Origin of the sequence: Pseudoalteromonas luteoviolacea S2607 (assembly GCF_001625575.1) — a bacterium.
Taxonomy (GTDB): Bacteria; Pseudomonadota; Gammaproteobacteria; order Enterobacterales; family Alteromonadaceae; genus Pseudoalteromonas; species Pseudoalteromonas luteoviolacea_E.
The window spans coordinates 322908-347496 of record NZ_AUXV01000056.1 but is presented as its reverse complement, the minus strand read 5'-3'; the positions used below and the strand labels follow the sequence as shown (position 1 = coordinate 347496).

The 24589-nt window shown below is 40.8% G+C and carries 17 protein-coding genes; 8 read left to right on the top strand and 9 right to left on the bottom strand.

The features are described 5' to 3' along the window. Window positions 1-11: 11 nt before the first annotated feature. The 3 genes from nagB to N480_RS18635 all read left to right on the top strand — a co-directional run bounded on the left by nagB (window position 12) and on the right by N480_RS18635 (window position 3162). Entirely contained in the window at window positions 12-806 is a 795-nt protein-coding gene (gene nagB, locus N480_RS18645) for a glucosamine-6-phosphate deaminase (protein ID WP_063373938.1), read from the top strand. A gap of 247 nt (window positions 807-1053) precedes the next feature. Further along, complete coding sequence (gene nudC / locus N480_RS18640; protein ID WP_081231922.1) at window positions 1054-1989, top strand: NAD(+) diphosphatase; 936 nt, start codon at window positions 1054-1056, stop codon at window positions 1987-1989. 3 nt (window positions 1990-1992) lie between these two features. After that, complete coding sequence (locus tag N480_RS18635; RefSeq protein ID WP_063373936.1) at window positions 1993-3162, top strand: cystathionine beta-lyase; 1170 nt, start codon at window positions 1993-1995, stop codon at window positions 3160-3162. A 42-nt stretch (window positions 3163-3204) separates the two neighbouring features. Here N480_RS18635 and sbcB read toward each other — a convergent pair whose 3' ends face one another. Beyond that, window positions 3205-4674, bottom strand: coding sequence for an exodeoxyribonuclease I (gene sbcB / locus N480_RS18630; RefSeq protein WP_063373935.1), 1470 nt, complete (start codon window positions 4672-4674; stop codon window positions 3205-3207). A gap of 437 nt (window positions 4675-5111) precedes the next feature. On the opposite strand from sbcB, the gene N480_RS18625 reads away from it, so the two are divergent. From N480_RS18625 to N480_RS25455, 3 genes are all read left to right on the top strand, one after another. Then, complete coding sequence (locus N480_RS18625; RefSeq protein WP_155732895.1) at window positions 5112-5978, top strand: hypothetical protein; 867 nt, start codon at window positions 5112-5114, stop codon at window positions 5976-5978. 170 nt (window positions 5979-6148) lie between these two features. Then, the gene (locus tag N480_RS25940; protein WP_269201034.1) at window positions 6149-6283 is read left to right on the top strand and encodes a hypothetical protein; all 135 of its coding nucleotides are present in this window, start codon (window positions 6149-6151) and stop codon (window positions 6281-6283) included. Between the two features lie 49 nt (window positions 6284-6332). Continuing rightward, the gene (locus N480_RS25455; RefSeq protein WP_155732894.1) at window positions 6333-6491 is read left to right on the top strand and encodes a hypothetical protein; all 159 of its coding nucleotides are present in this window, start codon (window positions 6333-6335) and stop codon (window positions 6489-6491) included. A 526-nt stretch (window positions 6492-7017) separates the two neighbouring features. Here the strand turns inward: N480_RS25455 and N480_RS18620 are convergent. Next, the gene (locus N480_RS18620) at window positions 7018-9549 is read right to left on the bottom strand and encodes a TonB-dependent receptor plug domain-containing protein (protein WP_063373933.1); all 2532 of its coding nucleotides are present in this window, start codon (window positions 9547-9549) and stop codon (window positions 7018-7020) included. A gap of 122 nt (window positions 9550-9671) precedes the next feature. Beyond that, a complete protein-coding gene (locus N480_RS18615) occupies window positions 9672-10595 on the bottom strand; it encodes a LysR family transcriptional regulator (protein ID WP_063373932.1) in 924 nt (307 codons plus the stop codon). A gap of 95 nt (window positions 10596-10690) precedes the next feature. On the opposite strand from N480_RS18615, the gene N480_RS18610 reads away from it, so the two are divergent. After that, a complete protein-coding gene (locus tag N480_RS18610; protein ID WP_063373931.1) occupies window positions 10691-11059 on the top strand; it encodes a cupin domain-containing protein in 369 nt (122 codons plus the stop codon). A 49-nt stretch (window positions 11060-11108) separates the two neighbouring features. Here N480_RS18610 and N480_RS18605 read toward each other — a convergent pair whose 3' ends face one another. After that, the gene (locus N480_RS18605) at window positions 11109-12599 is read right to left on the bottom strand and encodes an amidohydrolase family protein (RefSeq protein ID WP_063373930.1); all 1491 of its coding nucleotides are present in this window, start codon (window positions 12597-12599) and stop codon (window positions 11109-11111) included. A 117-nt stretch (window positions 12600-12716) separates the two neighbouring features. Here N480_RS18605 and N480_RS18600 point away from each other — a divergent pair, with 117 nt between their 5' ends. Then, complete coding sequence (locus N480_RS18600; protein WP_063373929.1) at window positions 12717-14489, top strand: winged helix-turn-helix domain-containing protein; 1773 nt, start codon at window positions 12717-12719, stop codon at window positions 14487-14489. An 85-nt stretch (window positions 14490-14574) separates the two neighbouring features. Here the strand turns inward: N480_RS18600 and N480_RS18595 are convergent, their stop codons facing one another. The 5 genes from N480_RS18595 to N480_RS18575 are packed head-to-tail and all read right to left on the bottom strand — an operon-like array spanning window position 14575 to window position 24427. Continuing rightward, the gene (locus N480_RS18595) at window positions 14575-16653 is read right to left on the bottom strand and encodes a YcaO-like family protein (protein WP_063373928.1); all 2079 of its coding nucleotides are present in this window, start codon (window positions 16651-16653) and stop codon (window positions 14575-14577) included. A gap of 17 nt (window positions 16654-16670) precedes the next feature. Beyond that, a complete protein-coding gene (locus N480_RS18590; protein WP_063373927.1) occupies window positions 16671-17438 on the bottom strand; it encodes a phytanoyl-CoA dioxygenase family protein in 768 nt (255 codons plus the stop codon). Between the two features lie 59 nt (window positions 17439-17497). After that, window positions 17498-19165: a hypothetical protein gene (locus N480_RS18585; RefSeq protein WP_063373926.1), complete on the bottom strand. Its 1668-nt coding sequence runs from the start codon at window positions 19163-19165 to the stop codon at window positions 17498-17500. Further along, complete coding sequence (locus N480_RS18580; protein WP_063373925.1) at window positions 19162-20343, bottom strand: amidohydrolase family protein; 1182 nt, start codon at window positions 20341-20343, stop codon at window positions 19162-19164. Before N480_RS18580 ends, N480_RS18585 begins: the two co-directional genes overlap by 4 nt. Beyond that, window positions 20330-24427: a TOMM system kinase/cyclase fusion protein gene (locus N480_RS18575; protein ID WP_063373924.1), complete on the bottom strand. Its 4098-nt coding sequence runs from the start codon at window positions 24425-24427 to the stop codon at window positions 20330-20332. Before N480_RS18575 ends, N480_RS18580 begins: the two co-directional genes overlap by 14 nt. Between the last annotated feature and the right edge of the window lie 162 nt (window positions 24428-24589).

Sequence of the window (24589 nt, the reverse complement as noted above, 5' to 3'; positions counted from 1 at the left end):
GCTTTAATATCATGCAAATAGTAATTCTAAAAAATGCTGCTGAAGTCGCTGCTTATGGTGCAGATATATTCGCAAATCAGTTAAATCGTAAAGCAGAATCGGTGTTGGGTTTAGCTACTGGTTCTACACCTGTGGCGCTATATCAAAATTTAATTGAAAAGAATCGCAGCGGAGACATCAGCTTTAAAAATGCTGTAACGTTTAATTTAGATGAATACCTTGGCCTTGAGGGCAGTCACCCTCAAAGCTACAGATACTTCATGAATGAACAGTTGTTCAATCATGTTGATATTAATAAAGACCATACCCATGTACCTCCTGGTAATGCTAAGAACCCTGTTGAAGCATGCCAAGAGTATGAAGCGCAAATCGTTGCGGCAGGTGGCGTTGATGTTCAGCTGCTAGGCATTGGCCGCAATGGTCATATCGGATTTAATGAGCCTTCATCTGGCCTGACGTCAAGAACGCGTGTTAAAACACTAACAAAAGAAACAATTGACGATAATGCTCGTTTTTTCTCTGCTGATGAATATCAGCCTCACTTATCTATCACGATGGGTATCGGAACAATCCTTGATGCTAAAAAGGTCGTTTTATTAGCCACTGGTGATAACAAAGCAGACGCAATAAAAGCGACTGTAGAAGGGCCTTTGACAGCGTCATGCCCTGCTTCTGCATTGCAGTTGCACCGTGATGCAGTGATTGTTATAGATGAAGCAGCAGCTAGCAAATTAGATAATATTGAGTTTTACAAACACATTGAAGCGGAAAACCAAAAGCTTCAAGCACACCTTGCCTCTCTGTAGTGTGAGATCACACTGTAGTTTTAAAGCCCGAAAGGGCTTTTTTTTTGCCTGAGCTATTGGCAAACTCGACGACTATTGTTAGCTTTTCTTCTTAGTAAGTAAGGGCAAAGCAATCGGGCAACATTTATGCGAATATTAGGTATTTAGGTAATTGCGCATATAACTCTCTTTTGTAGACACCTGCTAGTTTTAATAAAAATAATGAAACTAAATTAAAAAGGACAAGCATTTGTTGTACTACACACAAATGACGCTAGATAGGGCGTCTGCTCAGCGTAAAGACAAAAATTGGTTACTCACTCAATATGGTGAATGTAGCCGTTGGTTATTGATCCACAACGACCAAAACCTTTTTTCCCATGACCTGTCCGAATTAGCATTGTTGCAACAGTCCGAAATAGAACAGTTTGATAAAAATAACGCGGTATTTTTAGGTAAAGACGATGAGTTTTCGTATTTTGCGCTAGATGTATCAGGCCTATTAATTGATGACTTACAAAAACACTTGAGCCTGTGCACTGCTGAGGATCAAGACGGCAACTATCAATTCGCTGATATGAGAAAGGTCGGCCCGAGACTAGAGCAAGTGAGTGCTTCTGTCGGGGTTTTGGCAAGAGGACTATGTTATTGGCATAAAACTCACCGTTTTTGTGGCCGTTGCGGTAGCGAGAATTTCAGTGTAGAGGCCGGACATGCTCGTCTATGCACAAATAAAGAGTGTAAGCATATGACCTTTCCAAGAACAGACCCTGCGGTGATCATGTTGGTTAAACACACTTTCCCCGATGGTGTAGAGAGATGTTTACTTGGTCGCCAAGAAACTTGGCCTGAAGGTGTATATTCAACGTTAGCTGGGTTTGTTGATCCTGGGGAAACGCTCGAACAGGCAGTTGCACGTGAGGTAGAAGAAGAGGCGGGTGTTAAAGTTACTGATGTACAGTATTTGGCGTCACAGCCTTGGCCGTTTCCATCTTCATTAATGCTTGGCTTTATTGCTACAGCAGAGACAACCGATATTTTTGTAGAACAAGACGAACTTGAGCATGCGCAGTGGTTTTCTAGAGAAGATCTCAACAAATTTGCCCAGTGGGGAGATGACGTACCTGGTTATAAGCTTACAAGACCAGATTCAATATCACGTTTTTTAGTTGAGCATTGGCGTCAACTACCAGAAAAAGAGTAAACAATGAAAAAGAATACTAAGTTAGCGAGCGCAGGGCGCAAATCGCAATATACGCAAGGTGTAGTTAATCCAGTCGTTCAACGCGCGTCTACAGTTGTGTTTGACTCCGTAGCGGATATGCACGAAGCCATCAAAGAACGAGGTAATCGTACGTTATTTTATGGCCGCAGGGGCACCAATACACACTACGCGCTGCAAGATGCCATCACCGAACTCGAAAATGGTGCTGGGTGCGCATTATACCCAAGTGGTGCAGCAGCAATAAGCCAAAGCTTACTGTCATTTTTAAAGACAGGCGATCACCTATTGATGGTTGATACGGCTTATGAGCCAACTCGTGATCTATGTGACAAAATCTTAGCAGGACTTGGAATTTCAACGACATATTATGACCCAATGATTGGTGTAGGTATAAAAGACCTTATTCAAGAGAACACCAAAGTGTTATTTTTAGAGTCTCCTGGCTCAATTACCATGGAAGTGCAAGACGTACCGGCTTTGGTTAAAGAAGCGAAAGCAAATGGTCTCATCACAATGCTAGATAATACTTATGGTAATGGTTGGCACTACAGACCGCTTGAGCATGGAGTAGACATCAGTATCCAAGCCGCTACAAAATACATTGTTGGCCACTCAGATGTCATGATGGGTGTTGCCGTTGCAAGTGAGGAGCACTGGCCAACTTTACGAGAAAACTCGTATCTTCTTGGTCAATGTACATCGGCAGATGATGCATATTTGGCATTAAGGGGATTGCGTACCATGCCGGTTCGTCTGCAACAACATGAGAAAAGTGCGCTTAAGGTGGCTAACTGGCTAACTGAGCACCCACTTGTTGACCACGTTCGTCATCCTGCGCTACCTACGAACCCTGGGCATGAGTTTTTTAAGCGAGATTTTGACGGCAGCAATGGTCTGTTCTCTTTTGTTATGAAGTCCGGAAACCAAAAAGCGATCAACCGCTTCTTAGATAGCCTTCACCATTTTAAAATGGGCTTTTCTTGGGGTGGATATGAGAGCTTAGTGACAGCAAATCGCACAATGGCTGCGTTACGTACAACCACAGGTTGGGAACACGGACCGATAATTCGTTTGCATATTGGTCTTGAAGATGTTGAAGACCTTATTGCAGACTTAGAACAAGCATTAAAGGTGTACGAGTCACATCTTTAAATCAACACATTAATAAGGGAGCTTACGAGCTCCCTTTATCATTTATAGGCTTTGAGCGTAATGGTAAAGCGCTTTTAGAATCGAGACTTTCTTTTCGTTTCCTTCATGCTCGTAAACGAGATTTTCAAGAGTGAGCATAAAATCTTGAGCATTGATAGACGGATTGTCTTCACCGTGCATGAGTTTACCCTGACAATACTTGCGCCAAGTTTCTAGCTCGGATTGAGATAAACTTTCAGGCCAGTTTCTTGCTCTGTATCTAAATAATAAAGTATGAAACTTAGGGTCTTCAAAATCTAAAGATAAGCTACTTAACTCAACCGGTGAAGAATTTCGTACAATCGCAAGCTTAGCTTTGTCAGCCTTACTAATAAAGCCGTTATATAGTTGGTAGTCTGGGTTAGTTGTGTCACTAAAGTCTCCCTGATCTGCAAATACTTGAGATACCTTATCGCGTAATTCAGGGTGAGATTTTAAGAACTTGAGATGCTCTAAGCATTGTTCTCGGTCTATTCCCAAACGAGCTGCATTCTCAGGTAAAAGTGTTTTTGCTGGTGCTAGAATCGGGCACTTATTAATGTGAATGAGTTTCAAACCAACCGGCAGCTCGCCTTCTTCAAGGTCAGAGTGTTTTGTGTATAAGCGCGCTCTTAGCTCCTCTACAGACAAGTCCATCAATACACTTGGGTTATGTGTCAGGTTAAAGCAAACGACAGCATTTTTATTGACGGGATGAAAACTCATCGGTGCAATCCAGGTCGTACAACCCTGTGTGGCAGGAATTCGTGACGAAGTGTGCACTAAAGGTTGCATATTAAATACATCGACCAGCTCAGTTAATGCCTTTTTGGTACGTAAGTTAAAGAAAAACTGAAATAGCTTTGGTTGTTTTTCTTTAATTAATTTAGCAAGCGCAATAGTTGCTGTAACATCGCTCAGAGCATCGTGCGCTGCACTGTGTTCTATACCATTCGCTACCGTGAGCTCTTCAAGTCTAAAGCTTGGTGAACCGTCTTCTTTTAAAGGCCACTCAATCCCTTCTGGGCGCAGTGCATAACAGGCACGCACAAGGTCAATAATATCCCAGCGGCTATTGCCATTTTGCCATTCGCGCTCATACGGGTCATAGAAATTGCGATATAAACTGTAACGGGTAACTTCATCATCAAATCGAATGCTATTGTAGCCAGCAACACATGTATTTGGCTTAATAAACTCAGCATGGATTTTAGCCATGAATTCGCTTTCTGGTAAACCGTGTTTAAGCGCATGCTGCGGTGTTATACCTGTGATTAAACATGCTTCAGGGTGCGGTAAATAATCTGGTGCAGGCTGGCAATATTCAATAAGAGGTTCACCAATGATATTTAAGTCATAATCGGTCCTAATTCCAGCAAACTGGCTTGGCCTGTCTTTTTGAGGGCTTGCCCCCCAAGTCTCATAGTCATGCCAATAGATAGTTGGTATATTTTCAACATTTTCTTTTGTATGTAATTTATTGTTTTCTTTCATAAAGTCGTGAGCTATCTATTGTGCTGTAATGATTGGTTTTTAACGCACGCATAGTAACACATTTGAAAATTAGCTTCGATTCATAATCAACTAAGTGTTGTGAATTTAGAGTTTGCGTAATTTTCGTTGAAGAATGTAGCTCGTTTTTATCGGCAAGTGAGCAATCTATCGATAGGTCTGCTTAATGGAGTTTGATGCAGGGTATAATGCTATGTGGGCCTTCCGCCCAGACAATGAGGATTGGCCACGTTTGATAAAAGTGATAGGGTTGGTGTTTCCCTATGTAGAACAATAACAAAGGGAGTTGGTAAGTAATAAAAATTAAATAAAAACTCACTCCTCACTAGGGTATTCAAGCTGGTTCTGCACGATCTATAGGGCTGAATTATTGGCAATAAGATGGCTTGTGGGGCGGATAGTTCGAGGACAACCTGCAAATGAAGAAGTTTACATCGATTCTTATTCTTTCTATTTTTACTTTCTATGGCGTTTACCTAGCTTGGTTTTCTATCAGTATGAGCACTCTGGAGAGACTGGGCGCGCTAGGAAGCTGGATTGGTGGTTTCTCTGCTCTGGCAGCATTAATCTTTGCATTTAATGAATATAGCAAAGCGCAAATACGTGAGGCTTTTCCTCAAAGGTATCATATGGTTTGTAAAGTACTACCAGAGCTAAACGCAAATTGGAGAGACTTATTTGTTAAGTTTTTGGATATTGCGATTAGAATTAAAATTTATAGACAAAAAGTAGATGAACGCAATAAATTTGAAAACATGTTGTCGAAAAATTCAGCTGAACGAACTGAGCAAGAGCTGAAGAAAAGCTCGCAACTGGCAGACGAATGCGAAAAATATTATCAGGAAGTTGTAATTAAAAAATATAATGAATTGAAAACGATAAGTGACTCGTTTACTGAAAGTGCTCATGAGTTTCAAGACTACTTCAATAAAATTCGGTTTTCTTCTAATTACTATTTCAAAATAATTGAATCAGATTTCGATTCTTTCAAAAAATTACTTGCTGAAGCGATTAGCTCTCAAAAATACATAAAAGCTGAATTAGATAGTATACAAATGAAAGAGAGTATTGAACTCCTTAGCTCAGCTAATATTGATAAAGAACAAAGTAAATCAGTGGTAGAGGAGTTGATGAAAGATATCAAAATAGAAGATTTTGAAGGAGGGGAGAACGCCAGTGAGATTAGATTATTGTTGCAAGCTTACATACCTCTTATGAATATAAAAAAGGATTTTTTCGAAGTGTTGTCGCAAAAACTCGAAATAAATAAGCTTAATTTTGATTAAAACTAGTAACAGTCAAATATCCACTCCAACAAATAGGCTCGTAAATTGCGCAATAAACTATTCGGTACAAAAAGTAACACTATTCCTGTCGTTTTTTCAGAGCCTAGCAGTATACTAAGGACCTTATATGGGAATTACGATTCTCGTCATTTTTAAGGTGTTAAAGTGTTATGAAGCTGAAAAAAAAGAACTTAAAAAAACTGTCTATGCAGGACCTAAAGCAAGTTGTTGGTGGTAACGGTGTGACCACTGTTGGTAGCATTGATATTACAACTGCAAGGGGGGATGAGCCCCCCGCAGGTTAAGCTCCTCTCAATAAAGGGGTTTGTCTTAGGCTCTTTAATTGAGCATTAAATGATAACTCGCATATCTATTGAAGCGTCGAGCTTTTTTGCTCGACCTTTATATTCTCAGGGGTTCGATACGCTTTTGATGTCGTTGCTGACATACTCATTTCTTAAATTAGTAACCCAAACGATTCGTTATATTGGCAGTTCTGCATATGAGCAATGAGCTGATAGCTTCTCTATCACTAAACGCTTATTTTACACAGAGGCTCAATTGTTGCCATTCTCAATAAAAAATCGATGACATAGAGACCAAAAGACTAGGGAAAGCTCGAAGCTATATTATACCTCTCTTTGCATTTAGAATATGTTCTATCAAATGCTTGGTGCAGCTTTCATGGTTTCGACAGTGTCCAATATGTCAAAAATTGCAGATAAAGAGGTGCCTGAGGCAGGTATGTCGAGCATAATAAAAGTAGAGTGCATAAATGTGGCTCATAAATCCTCATCAATTTATACTAATTTCAATGCCAAATACTGCGCAGTTTATATGTCACTTTAAAAGGTGAATTTAGAGGAGTTTACACCGGTTTTTGTAGTGTATTTGGTGTTATTTTGCGCCATTGACCAAACTAAAGGCGAAGTGATTTTGTACGTTTTTAAATTATCGCAGGAACGGTGTTGAGGTGGTAAGGGGGAAGTGTAAAATGGTGCACTGAAAAAGCGCTCAATGCACCAAGAACAATTTTTATTTAAAAGCTAAAGCTGACTTTCGCGTAATACGTCATTCCATCAAAGCCATATGGTAGAGCTCTAAGTGGATAGCGCATTGCACCATTGGTAATGAAGTTTAAGACCTCATCTTCTCCAAGTTCATCAGGTGTCTCATCAAAGATGTTATCAACCCCGACAGACAGGTTGAGGTTTTCAGTCAATTCATATCCGAAGTTCACATCGACTAAGACCGCTGACTCAACGACACTTGTTTGTTGCCAGCTATTAGTCGGTGATAAAAAGTCCGGTAGCACAATGTGTCTGCCAGCAAAGTAGCTTACTTCTGTCTCACCGAAGTAATTGAACCTTAGCAAAGATGACCATTGTTCTGTTTGGTAATCAAACGTCAATGTGGCACGCTCTTGCGGTTGACCGTGAGTCAAAAATGAGCGACGTTGTTCATCAAGAGCAATGGTATCAGGAATACCTTCGGGAGAGTTAACTCTGTCGATGGTCGTTTCATTTTTATTGGCTGCAAAGGTAATTTCAAGCTCGCCATTACCGAAATCCGTATTGTATGACGCAATTAAATCAACCCCTTTGGTGGTTGAATCTAAGGAGTTTGAGAAGAAGTTTCCTTGAACAGCGCCTGTTGCTTTTAGTGCGGTATTTGCGTCGGCAAAGTTTGTGAGTTCCGCGCTGTCAGCGCCGATGAAGCTACCTAAGTTAATCCTGTCGTAAATCTTGATTTGATAGAAATCTAAAGTTAGCGATAAGTTGCCGCTTACATCCCAGGCTAAACCCAAGTTGTAGTTGTCTGATGACTCAAGTTTTAACCCGTCTATTCCAAGTGCAGAAGGGAAGGGTGATCCAGCCGTAGCAGTATATGATGTTGCTAAAGAACCATCGCCCCCTAAAGTCGTCGTAAATGCTGTATATCCAGACTGTTGTAATGATGGCGCTCGAAAGCCGGTTGAGGCTGCCGCACGAACAGCTAAGTCTTCAGTTACTTCGTAACGACTTGCCAATTTCCAAATAGTGTCGTCGCCTGAATCAGACACATCTTCATACCTTAATGCTGCACTGACTAACCAATTTTCATTGAGTAGTGTTTCAGCTTCAACGTAAATAGCATGGCTAGAGCGATCAGCACTGTTTGCTGCATCAGGTCTTAACCCCTGATATGCTTGAAAGCCACAGTCAGCAAAAACGTCTGGGTTTATTACAGAGGCAAAAGAACGCTCAGCGTTAGAGGCGCCGCAAGCGTATGAAGCAACTTCACCAGGCACGATTTGGTAGTTTTCTTTGCGATATTCAGCTCCGATAGATAGGTAGACAGGCTCTGCATTGTCTCTGTCTATCACGCCATTGATATCTAGATTTGTTGTCCATTGATCAAAACGGAATCCTCCAGAGTATCCACCTCTCGGTCCCGCATTATCGGCGATATCTTGACTACTGGCATTGGGGTTATTTGCTAAGTATTCAGCGGCATAAGACGCATTGATGGTATTTGACGAAGAATAGTCATATTGGTTTTCGCCATACACAGTGGACAAGTCAAAGTTCCAATCTGGATTGATGTCTCCTTTTAGGCCCACTGCAAAGGAGATATCTTCCGCTTCGTTGTCAATGCGAGGTAAAAACCCGTCAGGATAAACCTGTGGGACATTGCGTTCTGCGCGATCAAAGTCACGATAAAAGCCATTACCTAGTGCCGTTCTGTTTGAGTAACCTGCAAATGAATAGAGCTCTTTATCTCCCACTGGCAGTGCTGCGTTGTAGAAAATAGACATAAATTCACTGTCTGAATTTCCTTGACGCCAGCGAACAGTGTCAGATAGATCGCCTTTAGCAACTGTAGAAGAGCCGCCAGTATCTCTTTCTGCTCTGTTCGTACCGTCGGCATCTCTGTACTCTAAAGATACGTTAATAAAGCCGCCTTCATTGCCAATATCAAAGCCTCGGTTTAACCCAAATGCATAAGTGTCTCCATCACCTTCACCAGTAGAGCTGCCTTGGAAAAAGCCAGTCGTTACGCCTGTTGAGTCATTCAAAGATAAGTTAATAACGCCTGCAATGGCATCAGAACCATATCTTGCCGCAGCACCATCACGCAAAATCTCGACATTCTTTAGTGCCATCATAGGAATGGAATTCATATCAGTTCCCGCAGCGCCCGCGCCCACAGTTCCCGACAACCCGAAGATGGCTTGAGTGTGTCTTCTTTTTCCGTTGATAAGTACTAATGTTTGGTCTGGTTGTAAGCCCCTCAAAGTTGCTGGACGGAACAAATCCGAGCCATCCGATACTTGAGTTCTACTAAAATTAAAAGACGGGGCAATAGATTGAAGGCTTTGCCCTAGTTCTGTGAAACCACCTTTGTTGAGTTGTTCAGTATCTAAGATATCAATTGGCGAGGTTGACTCGGTGGCAGTACGGTTTGAAACTTTTGAACCGAGGACTGAAATTGTTTCAATTTTTTCTTCGGTTGGCTCATTGGCTTGCGCCATCGTGGTACTTGCCAATAGTGCTAATGCTATTGGCGATAGCTTGAGAGATCCTGTCATAACTTACTACTCTATAATTATTTTTTATTTTAACGGCTTTGCCTGCCTTAGACGTTGTCATAAATAAAACTCAAGTGCAATAATTTTGTTCTAAATATGTAAACAGAGCATCGGCTGCATGACTATGAATATCCTTCAAGTATTTGTGCTGCAATAGTTTCAAGCTCAGAACGTAGCCATATTAGACCTTGGTCTAAGTTGTATGATGGGTGCCACACCATGAACAATTTATAGTCAGGCAATGCGAGAGGTGGCTCTAATATCTGTACATTTGCAATGTCGTGTTGCCTGATAGAGAGAGTAGGGACCGTAGCGATTAAATCACTGTTGCTCACCAGTTCAACGGCACTCATAAGCTGTGGGACTATGGCCGCTATATGACGTGACTTTCCGAGTTTATTAAGTTCGTTGTCTAAACTACCGCTGTCTGCCCCCCAAGGGGAGACGAGTATATGTTTTGCATCTAAATAAGCATTTAAAGAGAGTTTGTTTGAAACAATCGGGTGTTTTTTCCGGGCAACTACGCGATATTGCCCAGATATCAATTTTTGCTGACTAAGATTATTTGCAAAAGCTTGTTCGTGACTAAATGTCAGGACCAAGTCGATATGATTAGAGGACAGCGCTTTAATTGGGACTTCCGAGCTAAGATCAATGACCTTAATGCGAATATTGCTGTTAAGTACAGATAGCATATTGAGCAGGGGATAAATAAATAGCTTAGTTGTAAAGTCAGTTGCAGCAATCACAAATTGCCGGTTTGTCGTATTTTGATTAAAGCTATCAAGGCTATTTGCGACCTGATGGAGAATAGCAAGGCCTTGCTGTGTAAGCGGTTTAATTTCAAGTGCTTTTTGAGTCGGAAGCATCTTACCGCTTTCTCTGACAAAAAGTGGGTCGTTAAACGCAATTCGTAGCCTTTTTAATGCATGGCTCATAGCTGATTGGCTCAAATTTAAACTTTTTGCAGCGCCAGACACACTTTGGGTTTGGTATAGCGCGTCCAATACTAACCAAAGGTTTTGGTCAAATTGTCTTAGATTCATAGTATGTATCAAATTCATGGTTATCTGAAAAATGTACATTTGATTCATGTTTAATTGCAAATTAATCTTCGTGTAGGCTAAAAAGGGGATTAAAAGTGAGTAATAACGTCGTAATCAATTTGGCAGAGAAGTTAGCGCTTTTTGACGAGCATTGGTCGCCCAAAGTCATTGGGCAATTGAATGATTACCAAATAAAGTTAGTGAAAGTACAGGGTGAGTTTACTTGGCATCAACACGATGATACAGATGAGCTATTTTTCGTTTTGAAAGGGCAATTAGATATTCATTTCAACGATCGAATTGAGGTACTTAAGAGCGGAGACATGTTTATTGTGAAAAAAGGCGAACAACATAAGCCTGTAGCAGAACAAGAATGTGAAATTTTGCTCATTGAGCCAAAAGGTGTCGTCAATACCGGTGAAGCTGGTGGTAAGTTAACTGCACAAAACGATGTTTGGATATAAGAATATATCTAGCGATGTAGTGGGCTTACAAGGCTAGATACATTTCAATTCATTTTACATTGTTAATATGAAACAGAGCTCTTTGATGGACCACCCCATTTAGGATAATACGGTCAATATCGTCGTAAGCATCGACTGATTCAAGAGGATTTGAATTGAGTAGCAGTATGTTTGCGATTTTGCCTGGCAGAATGGCTCCATATTTTGATTCTAGGCCATACGCTTTCGCGTTGTTTATTGTGGCGCTGGCTAACAGCCCGATTAAGTCTACACCAGCGTCGTGCATATCTTGTAGCTCCCAAAAAGTAGATAGTCCGGGTTGTGAAGCGTATGTTGGAGCAGGAGGTGTGTCTGAGCCCAGCAATATTTCACCGCCATGTTGGTATAGATAATTCAGAACGCGTTTTCCATTGGTTTGTTTAGTGCGCATGTAATCAATTTTTTGTTGGTGTGTCAGGCCTTTCCAACCAGACACCATTTCGCGTGCAAACCATTGTCCACCATGGGACATATACCAGTCAATTTGCCAAGTCGGTAAGACTGTTTGGTATCTTGTTTTTTCCAAATGATTTGGCACCATGACGTCGGTAAGACTGCGCATCACATTTAGAGACGGTTGGTAGTAAGTCTGAGATTTTAAGATACCATCTGCAACTTGCTGCACATTTTTGGGTAATTCCTGAGAAACACTGCCCCCGCGTTGATGCTCATCTAACCAATTCCAAATACCGTGAGCCAGAATGTCCACTCGACTATCTAGCGCGATTGAATGCATATCGGTAGCATTGGCGTGAACCATCACAGGTAGTTTTTGGCGGTTTGCTTCTGCGACAATTTGTTTAATATTTTCGTTGTCAATGAGGCGTATATTTTTAGCCTTATCAAATCCATCTTCTAGGTATATTTTGGTACAGATTGCACCATCTTTTTTCATTCTTTTTACCGCCGCTGTAGCTTCGTGCAAAGAAGTGATAGCCGGCGCAGTCAAGTGCGATGGGTCGCCATGTTGGTGAACATAGTAAGGTTTGCGCTTGCTAAGATGCTGATATTTGATGCCTTGAGCCGCATAGCCCTGATATATTGGCATTGCACCACAAAAGTAAGCGTTAGGTGATATGTTATGTGTTGTAAAGTCAGTGATTCCTTGTGCGGTATTTGCCGGGTCTATGACTTGTGTTACACCATAAAATAAGTAGTTGCTGCCTTGGCGTTTTAAATACGCTGCCTGCATCTTTGGGGCGTCTTTGTCTGTTTTTAAAAGTCCAGGCATTGTCCGTAAATGAGTGTGGCTATCGGTTAAGCCAGGAATTAAAAATTGTCCATCAGCACTTATCGTTTGTTTTGCCAAGGGCAGTTTATTTTGATCTGAGATTTCAATTATTCGGCCTTCACTAATTGATAGCCAATGATTGGTTTTTATAGATACTTCGCTTTTACTTATCGGTGATATAATCGTTGCATCGGTTACGAGTAAATCGACTTGAGCGAAAGCTAGGTTTGCCGTAGTTAATAGGGCAGTAAGTTGTATATATTTTTTCATAAGACCTCCGTTACTGCGCAGAGCTTATAAAAACTGCGACCGATTTAATGAAAATCCAATAATAGAAATCTTAAATTTCTCTTAAAAAATAAAAAAGCAATAAAAACAAAAGCTAATATGAAATCAGAGCTAGAAAAATTTCGCGTCGGGAAGTGGGTTGTCACACCTAAACTAAACAAAATGCAGCACGTAAGCACTTCTTCTGTTCATGTTGTAACGCCAAAAGTGATGACGCTGCTCACTACCCTTATTGCAAACCGCAATAACCCACTCAGTGTTGAAAACCTTGCTCAGTTGGTATGGTCTGACAGAGTTGTCTCAGATAACTCTGTTTACCAAGCAGTTGCAATGCTAAGAAAGGTGCTCAATGAAGACGGCGATATTGATTACATAGAACGTATTTCTAGCCAAGGATATCGGCTGTCTACTGAAATTGAAGTGTGTAACTTTGATACGCCGTTGGTAGAGACTAAACCAAAGCTTCAACCACTTTTGTTGATAGGTGCAGCGGTCTTAGTAGTTGTTGTTTTATGGACCATTCATACTCATAATACAAAAAAGCAAATTGATTCAAAAAGTGACCCCCACTTTGAGGAAATATCCTTAGCTGAGCATCTTGCGAAATCAAAGCTACCTGAAAGAATTACCAAGGCCAAACAAATCTATACCGAAGTGTTGGAAGTTAACCCTGAACATCCTTTTGCTATGAGCGGCTTATGTAATACCTACATGGCTTTAGCAATATATGGCTCATTCCCAGAATCACAAGTAGACGCTTTGTGTCGACCGCTATTATCTAAGGCTTTGGAGCTTGATGGCAACAACCCTGATGTGCTTACTTCGCTTGCGAGATTAGAAACTTTAAGTGGAAGGTTCGATAAAGCGAAAACGTATTTTGACCGGTCGCTTTCATTGTCAAATGATTCTCCAATGTTATGGCATTGGTACGGACGCTTTCATCGAGAGAAAAACAATTTAGATGAAGCGCTAAATGCCCATTTAAAAGCGTTTAGGCTTGCACCTAACAATCCAACGGTATTAAGAGGGCTCGCATACACCTACTTAAATCGTCGAGACTTAAAAAATGCGCGAAAGTATTTTGAGCGTAGCGTTGAAATCGCACCGCATGTTAAACATATTGCGCTTTACCAATTAGATTTTTATTTGTTGAACATGCAAAGAGCAAGAGAGTATAAAGTTTGGTTCGAAAAACACATGACAGAGTACAGTCGAGTTTACCCACTTCACAAGCTCTCGCATATTTTGTTTTTACTGAGTACAGGAAAGTTAGAAGAAGCAATACAAAAATCAGAAGAGATCCAAATAACGCAGCAAAGTACAACGTCATTTAATTTATATGTTCGAGCAGGGTTAAGGTGGTATAGCGAAGACAAAGAAGGCGCCATAGAATTATTAAGGCAGCGCTACTTATTAGCACCAGAGGACAATCACTATGCAATGCCCTATATCATGGGCCTATATCAAACTAGGCAATACAGCACCGCAAAGCGCCTCTTTGAAAAACATTTTAAAGAAGTAAGCACATTGAATCTTCAAGTTAACGAGCATATTGGTGTTTACTTGCTATATGCGCTCATTTTAAAGAAGGTGGATGAGAGAAGTAAAGCACAGGAAATCAGAGCGCTCATTAGTGCTTTTTTAAATGGACCGACAAAACTGGATATCCGCTATCAGCCGTTTTGGTATGTCCTAAATGAAAAGCCAGAAAAATTGACTCCATCACTATTTGAGTTATTGGATAGTGGATGGTTGCCCGATGCCAATGACAACATCTTTGCTGTAGAAATGTATAGTGAACTAACAGGCGACGTAGAAACACGTGATATGTGGTTAAAGAAGCTGAAAACCATGCAAGCTACTGTGAACTAACCCGCTTATAAGCATTGCGGCTAAAGCGCATTTGTTTAAAATTGTACTAATAGGCACTAACGAGAACGAGTGCCTAATAGGAAGCTTAAACATAGAGGCCTTGTTGGTTTATCGTCGATTCATCTCGTGTTCGAGTTTGCAAACCAAGGTGCTTGGGTGTGTTGTAAAGTCGATTATTCCCAAGCTGTGGCCAAATATGACATAGCCCAGGAACAAATATTTTCACCGTTTTAAGGGGAATTGCTTGTTGAGAGTAGTCTAAAACTAAGGTTTCCATGTCTAAACTATTAAGCTGTTCAACAATATTTAGTATGTCGAGTTTTAAATCTCCACTGGGCTGTAGCAGTGAAGGAAGGTGCTTGCTACTTGAGCTTGGCAATAAAAAGTCATCGTTTTCAATTGCGTCAAAATCGAAAGGTGCCCCATTTTGGTCTCGAATGGGAATAAGTTGGCACAATTCCGTCAATGCTCTTTGAGCCGCCATATTCGGGTTTATATGGCATCCAAATCCAAAGGTCCACCCCAATGTTTGCTTATTCCGGCCAATTGCAGCCATTACGGCTATGCCTGTATCAATAGTCAAATCTAAGACCCAATATTCATGTTCGTGGGAAAGGGTTTGGTGTAGAGGGTTTAAATAGTTTGGATCTAAGTTGCTAAGGTCAAATTTAGGGCGCGGTAGCAAATTGTACCACCAAATAGCAACGGCATCTCGCTCAATAAGTTCGAATAAACCTTGGAGAATTGCTTCTTCTAAGTTGTTTCCAGCTGCACACCCGTTGGATTGCCACTTACCATACTTATCTTCTTCGTAAGGTGTATTTGCAAAGCAGAGGACATAAGGAACATAAACAGCTTCATTGTGTGTAAGTGACCAAGTCTCTTGCCAGTTAATCTCTTCATTAGTAACTTGGATAACTGCTTGTTTTCTCGCGGAGTCTGGGTGTTTGGGGTCAGAAAAATTCTGATATTGCCTATAACTGTATTGGGCAATTTGCTCGAAATGATAATGGCGATGAGCTAATTCTTGAGAATGGGCAAACACGCTGGGTTGTATCTGGCTATACTGTGCATTTTTCCGTTCTATCGCTTCACACAAAGCGCTGGCCATTGACTGGTATTTAGTTACTCCCTTACCTAGGCAGATTTGAATGAAGCTTTCATTATCAATGTTGTGGATATTTTTTATTGCAGGTGTTTTGAAAAATGCGGTTTTATACGTATTTACAGGCGTTGGGAGCTTTTGTTTTACCACCTCAAGGTGGGTAATTTGTCCCGTGAGTGGACTCACAAATGGGTGAAGCATATCAACTGTGTCTTTTGCTGATTGGCATCGGGAGCCACCATCTTTATCATCAGTAACTTTTCGTGAACGTAGTACTAATTCAACTTCTATCTCATCACTGCTATTGAGGCGATAAAAGGGATGCTTCACAACCCTATTATCAGCTAGGTCATATTCAAGTACATTATTCTGGGCGCGATCTGGGTAGGAAATAAGCGCGCTTAGTATGCTCGGTAGCTGTTTTATAGAGTTCGGCAGCTCGTCGTTACCATCCATATAATTTGGTATGCAGCTGAGTTCGTCAGTGCAATATTGATTAAGCAAATTAAGAACTGGTTTGTTGTCGAACAGACGCTGTAAAAGTGTCTCAAACACGGTAATGTCAGTTAACTTTGGACTCAGTATGACATTTGATTGATTCACGATAATTAAATTAACAGTGTGTTTTTGGCAAAGCTTGTCTATAACTGGCTTAAGAGCAGGAGCTGTGATGCTACTTGTGAATACGTGAACGAAAGTTTCAGGTAAAGTCTGTATATCCCGAATTATCTTATTGGCTTCAGAGCCTAAATTGCTGAAGACGTTGTTTTTCACTGAGTTAAAACTTGCTACTTTTGAGTTGCCCTTCAGTGCAGTTGAGGTAATGAACTGATTTCTCGCAATTAATTGATTAGAAACAGCCAAAAATTTTCTCGCTACCTGTTCGTTTTCTGCCAGGGAAGCAATTTCATCCAAAGACCGAGCGCCATTGATTAAATGAAATAAAGGGAATGACGTATGCTCGAAAAGGTACTCATTTTGAGCATCTAGAACGATTAAATTGTCATTTGGTAAACGTATTGCTCTATATTGCGGTAGCCAGTTAACTGTCTTATTCATCGTCTTAATCGCATTTTTTACTTCTGGAATATCACGGGCGATAAAAATTCATCTGACAATGCTTTTTTAAACCCATAATCTGGTGCATGTGTGTCTAGTTCGTAGTCGTCAATGAGCAAGCCAATGGCCAAAGCTGTCCGCCAATTGCGCGAATAGTTGGGCCCGCTTCCATGCAAAGTGTGCATATGATGTACACTAAATTGTCCTTTTTTTAAATTGACTGAAATATTGCTCCACTCATCATCTGCAACCAGTTCTTTTAGCAAGTGCTCTTGCGATAAAATATTTTGAAAGTGAGCCCCCGAAGCGGGGAGAGCATGTTCCCAATGGTGAGAGCATTGCAAATATTTTAAGCTGCCATTTAGTTCATCACAATCAATGAAAGGTATCCATAGAGTTATACTGCCAGCTTTAAAGAGTGGCATATGTTGTGAGTCCCTATGAAAACCAACGGTCGTTTTATCAGAGTAGCTTGGTGGTTTGAGATAAAGCTGGCTGCCCCAAACTTTAATTTGAGAGGCATTTAAATGTTTAGCAACCAGTTGTGCAAGATCAGAACAGGTAATCAAATTGCGAAAATCTTGGTCAACAATATGCAGCTGTGAAATGCGTTTGAGCTCTTCGTGATTTTCAAAACCAACCGCCGCCCAAGGAGCGTTATTTAAATCAAATTTTCCCGCAAGTATGTTCGGTAGTTTTGCAATCGAATTGTCTAGGTGTATATTGGATTCGGATGGGAGCTCGCCAGTAAAGAACCCATCTCTGTTGTAATTATATCGATTCATATTTTTAAAAGTATGCGGCCAGTGCAGCGTGTTCGCTCGACCGCATACTATTCAGTTAATTATGCACAAGTAAATGGTTCGTTTGCGCGAATCGCTCTAAAATCAGCAAGTGCGATCGGCTGGAAAAAGCCCTGTGGAGGATTAGGGAACTCGATTACAAGTTCACTTAAATACTCTTCGATATTCCAAATTCGAGTTTTTTCTGTATTGTCTGTAAAGACAAACGGTAATCGCGCTGCTTCTTGAACTTCAATATTGATTGCCTGAGGGACATGGTATCCAAACAGCGTTTTCATAGCCGAGAATGCTTTATCGCTTAGGCTCTTCTCTTTACCATCGTCTAAGCCTAGGCTATTAAAGTTCCAATTGTATGCAACCATTCTTGGTACAAATTGGCTCCACGCGTAGTCTCCGTCTAGACCGGCTGCGCCGCCTCTGTCACCAGGGCTACCAAATATTGTTTCGGTATTGTAGCCTGCGCTGTTGTAAGCAAGCTTTACAGGGTTTTGTAAAACACCCGCTTTAAACTTTTGAGACAGGTTTGTGAGTACTTGAGTGCCTAAACCTGCTAATTCATCCGTGTTATTCTTTTCTCCGTTTACCGGGTTCAACTCGAACGGTTGAGTCATTTCAAAGCCAAATGGGAAGAACAAGTTGAGCGCGGTATAAGAAGACAGGGTGTAAGCCTGATTCGAAGAAATTTGATTCAAGAAGCTAATGAGCGCTGTCAGCTGCTCGCATTTAAGGTCTTTATCTACCTTTGTAACATTCTGGTATAAATCATGTAGCTTTTGGTATGTATCAAAAGCGATAGTTGTTGTTTTGCTCTGTGTCTTTGCAGCAGATATCAGCTGCTCAAGGCTATAAGCTTGCGCAAAAAAGTTAACCAATTGTGTTGTATCAAGTTCACTATAGGGTTTATTAAAGTTTGCAGCTAACGTTGCAAAATCTCTCTGAACTGCCTCAGGCGCTTTACTGTAGACCGAATGTAAAAAAGTGCTCGAATCAAAGTTAATTTCTACAGAGTTGACTGCTGTAGTCACCAGTTTATTAATTTGCTCTGAAAGAGTGTTTTCTCCAAGCGTAGCGATTAAATTGAATAAGCTCTCTTGTGCCTGTGTATTGAACTGGTTTGCGTTTCTGAACAGGGCAGGGTTGGCATACGAGTACAGATCTGAAGGGGGAACTTTAATTTTCAACGTGGCACTGACATCTTCCCAACCATTACTATCTTCGAAAGCTTTTTCAGCATTGTATGTAGGTTGCGATTTTGCATTTGCGGCGTCGAAGAAAAACTCACCCGAAACGACAATAAACTGATTTGAGTTCGAAATTTTGCCATCCACATCATCATTAAACAAAAAGGCAACTTTTTGTTTTGGTAGAGCGGTGATGTTGGCAACTCCAAGTTTTATAAAAATATCAAAGACAAAGTTTGAAGAGTAAATAGTACCATTGTGATGTATGTATTGTACTTCTGGGTCTTCTTGCTTGGCAAAGATACTGTGAACTTGTTGGTAGTCTTCAAAGTTATGCCAATAGTGCGCAGTCGCCTCTTGCCATAGAAGATCCCAATTTGCACGGTCTCGAACAATCCAAGTATTATGATGTTCAATAAAGCTCTCGACTATCTTTTGTAACTCTCCTGAGTTTTGAGCATTATGGCTGATGTCTCCTTGGTCGCTACTTAATTTCTGCTTTGCATACTGTTGAAAATTTGAACTCATTTTTTTTGTCCTATATTGAAAAACTCTAAACCATTTCCTGAAAGCACTTGTGCAATTATGTTACTGCTTAGGCCTGTGTTCTTTTCATTAAACTCATTAATATCAAACTTCAAATGGTCAGGGTGGGGAAAGTCAGTGCCGTACAGTAATTTGTCTGAACCTATCATTTTTATCACTTCTTGTAGGCATGGTTCCCCAAGCTCAACACCGACCCAGCATTGCCTTCTAAAGTACTCTGAAGGGGGCATTGCTATATTGTGAGCAAGCTCGTTTGGTAAGTCGTCTTTGCATATTTCATCTAATCGCCAAAGCCAAGAAGGTACCCATCCAGCGCCAGCCTCCAAAAACGCGAACTTTAAATTTGGGTGTCTATGTAACACGCCAGACTCTAATAATGATAAAAACGCTTGCTGCATTTCCATTGGGTGTGCACATGCGTGCATTGCAAAGTGACTAGAGAACCTATCCGAGCCGGCTGTTGGCGCTTGTAGGTGTGTGCCACCATGAAATGCGATAGAGATGTTTGAGCTCTCGCAAATATCCCAAAATGCATTATATTCCGGGTCCCCCAGATCTTTTCCGTTAATCACTTCTGGCCTTAAAACGATTGTCTTCCAACCAAAGCGTTTTATTTGTTCTACCTGAGAAACGAGGTTAGATGGGTTGTGCCTGCTGACTAGCCCAACACCATAAAGTCGGTCGTGATTTTTACAATAGTCATTGAGCCAGTGATTATATGCATTACAAAATTGCAGCGACTCATCATCCGTCAAATTGTGATTATTAACGATAAAACCTGCAAAAGTCGGAAACATGCTTGCGGTATGGACTTCTTCTCCCATGGACTGGACTTGCTTGATAGGATCCATACCTAAGCTCATTTGACTGTCAGCCTCAGCAAATTTTTCTTCTCGTTTGTAAGCTGCGTGGATTTGCATATTTTCATTCCACTTTTTTAGTGCAGGCTTACCTTTAAGCATTAACTGAGGGGATAACCGAATATCAGCCCAGCTGCCTAAGCGCTGAGTACGATCGAGCCTATTTGCGACCGTATCGAACCGTAAATTGAGTCCAACTTTATTTATAAATGCTTGGCCCAATGACTCAGTCCATAAATCCATAGGCTCAATGACGTGTCTATCAGCATCGTGTATTTTAATATCTTCAAGTATTGTCATTGGCATATTCCTCAAATTGTTTAATTAATCCACAGTGTGTCAAGCTAGGGTATTGATTAATAATTTCATCTATACGGGAAATGGCTTGCGGCTCTTGCAAATGCTTGGCTAAAACAATTTGTGCCTCCAACTCGATAAGGTGAGCTTTACAATCTTGACTCCTTGCAATAGAAGATTGAAGCAGTGCTTTGGCTCTTGATAAGTCCTTTTCTTCAAGCCGACAGGTTATCTCAGCCAATTTGTTTTCAAGCACCGGAATAGCAGCGCCTTCACTGTTTTTTATACTTCTGGCCAAACAAGTATCAATGAGTTCATAGGCGGCTTGTATATCTTCGGCTGCCAAATATGCATCAGCAATGTATGTGGCATACCATGCAATAGCAAACACCTGCCCAGACTCAATTTGGGCATCAAGTGACTTACGGGCTTGTTCAGTTTTCCCTGTTAAACAGAAGTAGTACAAGTAAAGGTACTGCTCGAAATAGGTTAACTCACCATCTCGATGATGTTGCTCATAATGTTCAATAGTCTCAATAACGACGTCTTTATCATGAAGAAACGAGGCAACTTGAGCGATGAACATATACGCAAACACAATGGAGGTTGAGTCATTGAGCTTTTCAGCAATGTCTCTTGCCTTGTAAACATAGTTGTATGCTTTTTCTGAATTTCCAGCAAAAGCATAAGATATTGAGGCAAAACATAGAGCCAGCACCTGAGGGTCTGTACCGTATTTCAGTGAGAGTGTGTCGTCAGTATCAGCTTGGTACATGCCTAAAGCTTCCTCGTAAAAGGCAATTGACTCCGTTAAATCGCCATCAACATAATGAGCTTGGCCAAGCTGTACTTTCACTACCATTTCAGCTTGTCTGTCTGATAACTCTTGGGTTTGTTTCAGTAATTTATAGCCAAACGAAATTGCGTCTGAACGATTGGAGCAATAGTGGGCTGATAAGAATAAAGTCCAATCGCTCTTTATCTGTGAAGCCGCGCAAAACTCTTGCTGGTCATGTGTAAGTTTATGAGCCGATAACTTATGTACAATAGACTCGATGTCTCTACTTTGAGCCAGTACAGTTTCTGCGCCATAACCGTATATCGTCATATTTGCTGTCAGAGCGATATCTTTTGACTCTAGTTCTAAGTAGAGTTTGTCACGTCCTTCTTCGATTTGATTGAGCCATGTTTGGATCTGAGCACTATAGTCAATAATTTCGGAATATAAGGCGTTTTTGAGCAGCTGTTTAGCGTGTTTTACACCCCAACTGGACGCATCGATAAATCCTTGAGCTTTTGCATAATGCTGAGCTAGCATGTCTGGTTGGTTTTCAGCTCGAGATAAAAAATAATGTGCGAAAGTATCTGCAATCACTTTATGTTTTGCGGTCGCCACTGTGCGATCCATGCTCTCGTAACCTGCATCTCGAACAAGCGCGTGTTTAAAGATATAGCTATCTCGATTTACTCGCCGTTGTTGAATAATTAGATCATTGCTTATTAGCTCATTTAGGTCATTTTGAATTTGGTTTTCACTCAGTGAAGATGCCGCTACCAGAATGTCATACTCAAACTCTCTACCAATTGTTGCAGCAAGTTGTGCTGTTTCCTTGGCATGGTTCAGACCATCTAACTTTTGCTGCAAAGATTCCCTGAGGCTGCTTGGTACTTGATCAAGCTTATCTGGGCTAGAGAAATCTATTTCCCCATGTTTGTTTAATTCAACAAGCTCTTTTTGTCTTAACATACCAACGAGCTCTTCGATGAAAAGCGGGATGCCATCAGTACGGCTGTTTAATATGTCAATTACATTTTCTGAGACTGGTTGATTGTCAAATAACTTCACTATGAACTGAGCTGTTGCTTTATAAGGCAGCTTTTTAAGTTGTAAACATAGCGCTTTTTGTTCATCAAACCTGTTTGGCATGGCGTTGCGAGAAGTACAAATAACAGCGTGTTGGCTAGATGCGACAGAAGTAAAGTAAGAAATAAAGTCTAGTGTAATTGTATCGGCCCAATGTATATCTTCAAACACATAAAGTTTTTGATTATTTATACTGTGCAGCTGAGAGAGAAGCAGGTAGGCTATTGCGTCGAATAACAGTGCTTTTTGTTGTTCGGGTGCTAGCGAGGAGGCATGCATATCACTTGGAAGCTCGATATTAAGCCACATCAGTAAAATTGGCAGTACTTGCTCGGTATTCATTGCTCTGTTTTGCTGAGAAATAACCTCTTTAAAATGTGCCGAGATCAATTTCGGGTCAGACTTGGCAGTATTGAATAGATACTTAACTAAATTGATAACTGGATACAGAGCATTATTTTTATGTTCGGGAAGGCACTGTGCGACCAAGTGTTGGTAATCAGAAGCATTACCTCTAATCTCTTGTAACAGTCTAGACTTACCTATCCCAGCTTCACCATATATATAGGCAAAGTTATATGTACTATTGGAATTGCTTAATAGTGATAAAGCTTTGTTTAACTCTTCTGTTCTGCCTATTAAATCGTGGTTGTTACGGGTGCCTCTCATAAAGCCAAAGGCTTCAACTTGACGCTCACCTTTTAGATCATAAACATTTTCAGGCCTGAAGGACTGACCTAACTTTAAAGGGACAAAGGTTTCAAATTCACTATAGGGATCTAATATGGATCTACTTTCTGCACTGCATAGGATCTGCTTTTCTTTGGCCGTTCTAGCTAACGCCATTGCTGCGTTTGCAACATGGCCATCGGGCGTTTTGTCTGCGTATGTTATAAAAATGCCCGTGTTGATACCGACATGTACATTGATTTGTGCACCATGTGCATCTCTAATCAAGGCATTTCGTTTTGTAATATCACTGACAATTTCCAGTGCACTTCTTGCGCATAGTCGCGTATCGTTGTCGCTGGCATTTGGGTGACCAAAATAAAATAGAGAAGTGTCTGCAACACTGCCTACATGATAGGCCCCAAATCTGGTCGCAATATCAATACAGTGGTTGCTTTGTGATTTGAGCAGAGTATCTATAACGTCTAAGTCATGCTCCCGGTTATCTACAAATGTAGTACTGTATCGCACGGCTAAGACTGTAATTTGTTTCCTTTCAGTGAGCGCAGTGTAATTAAACCCTGGGTTTTGACCTGTTGAGTCATTGCGTATAATAATCGTTTCATCATCTTGAGCTGGTGGCGTAAAGTCAGATATAACGCCGACTAAGTTTGAAACATTAATGGATTTTAATTCATTAAACGCTTCTTCACCTGTAATAACCCGTTCTATTGCGCTTTTGTTCAACACTCGTCTTAATAAACCTGCTAAGGGATGGCCTAAAAGTGCGCTCGGTATTGGAATATGCGCATCACTCAATTGTTTATGGTAAATGGATGCTACGCTAGTACCATTCATTGCTGGGGAGCCAGTTAAACACTCAAGATATACGAGTCCCCAAACATATAAATCAGTCTTTGTTGTAGCAGGTTCGCCTCGTAACTGCTCTGGCGCGCTATAGGAGGGAGTACCTAAAGTTTCTTGTGTTAATGTGAGTGTTCTGAAATCTGCTTGACGACTATCATGGGTGAGCGTACCAATACCAAAGTCTAATATTTTTGCATGTAGCTTAGCGCCAGTTTTACTCAGCATGATATTGGCGGGTTTAATGTCTCGGTGAACAATGCCTTTACTATGTGCATGGATGAGTGCGTCCAATACTTGAGACATAATATCTGTTGCCTCAGGCGCACTAAAGGGGCCTTCAATCAACAGATGCTCACGTAGTGAACGTCCTTCTACAAATTCAAATACGCCATAAAGCAAGTCTTCATCAAGCTGACCTTGATCTAATAACCTAACGATATTGGGATGTTGCAATTGGCTGCTTAGTGATGTTTCACGCTTGAATCGTTCAATGTATCTTTGTTTTTTTTGCTCTTCACAATGAGGTTCTATAGCGAGGAATTTAATAGCGACAATCTGACCTGTGCTATTTTGCTTGGCCTTAAATACTTTACCGAAGCCACCCTCACCAATCTTATTTAGCAACTCGTAATTGGAAGACTCAAAGCGTTCGTAGATGTATGAATCAGAAAATTGAGTTAATGACATAGTGTTAATTAGCTTCTCTAAATTAATATCCGTTTATAGCGTACATTTATTGTGTGCGATAATAATAAATGAACGATTATGTAACACCCGTTTAGTAAACCTAAACTCTACAATTATAACTGCTTGTAACGCTAAAACTAGTATTTTTGATATTTGGTATAA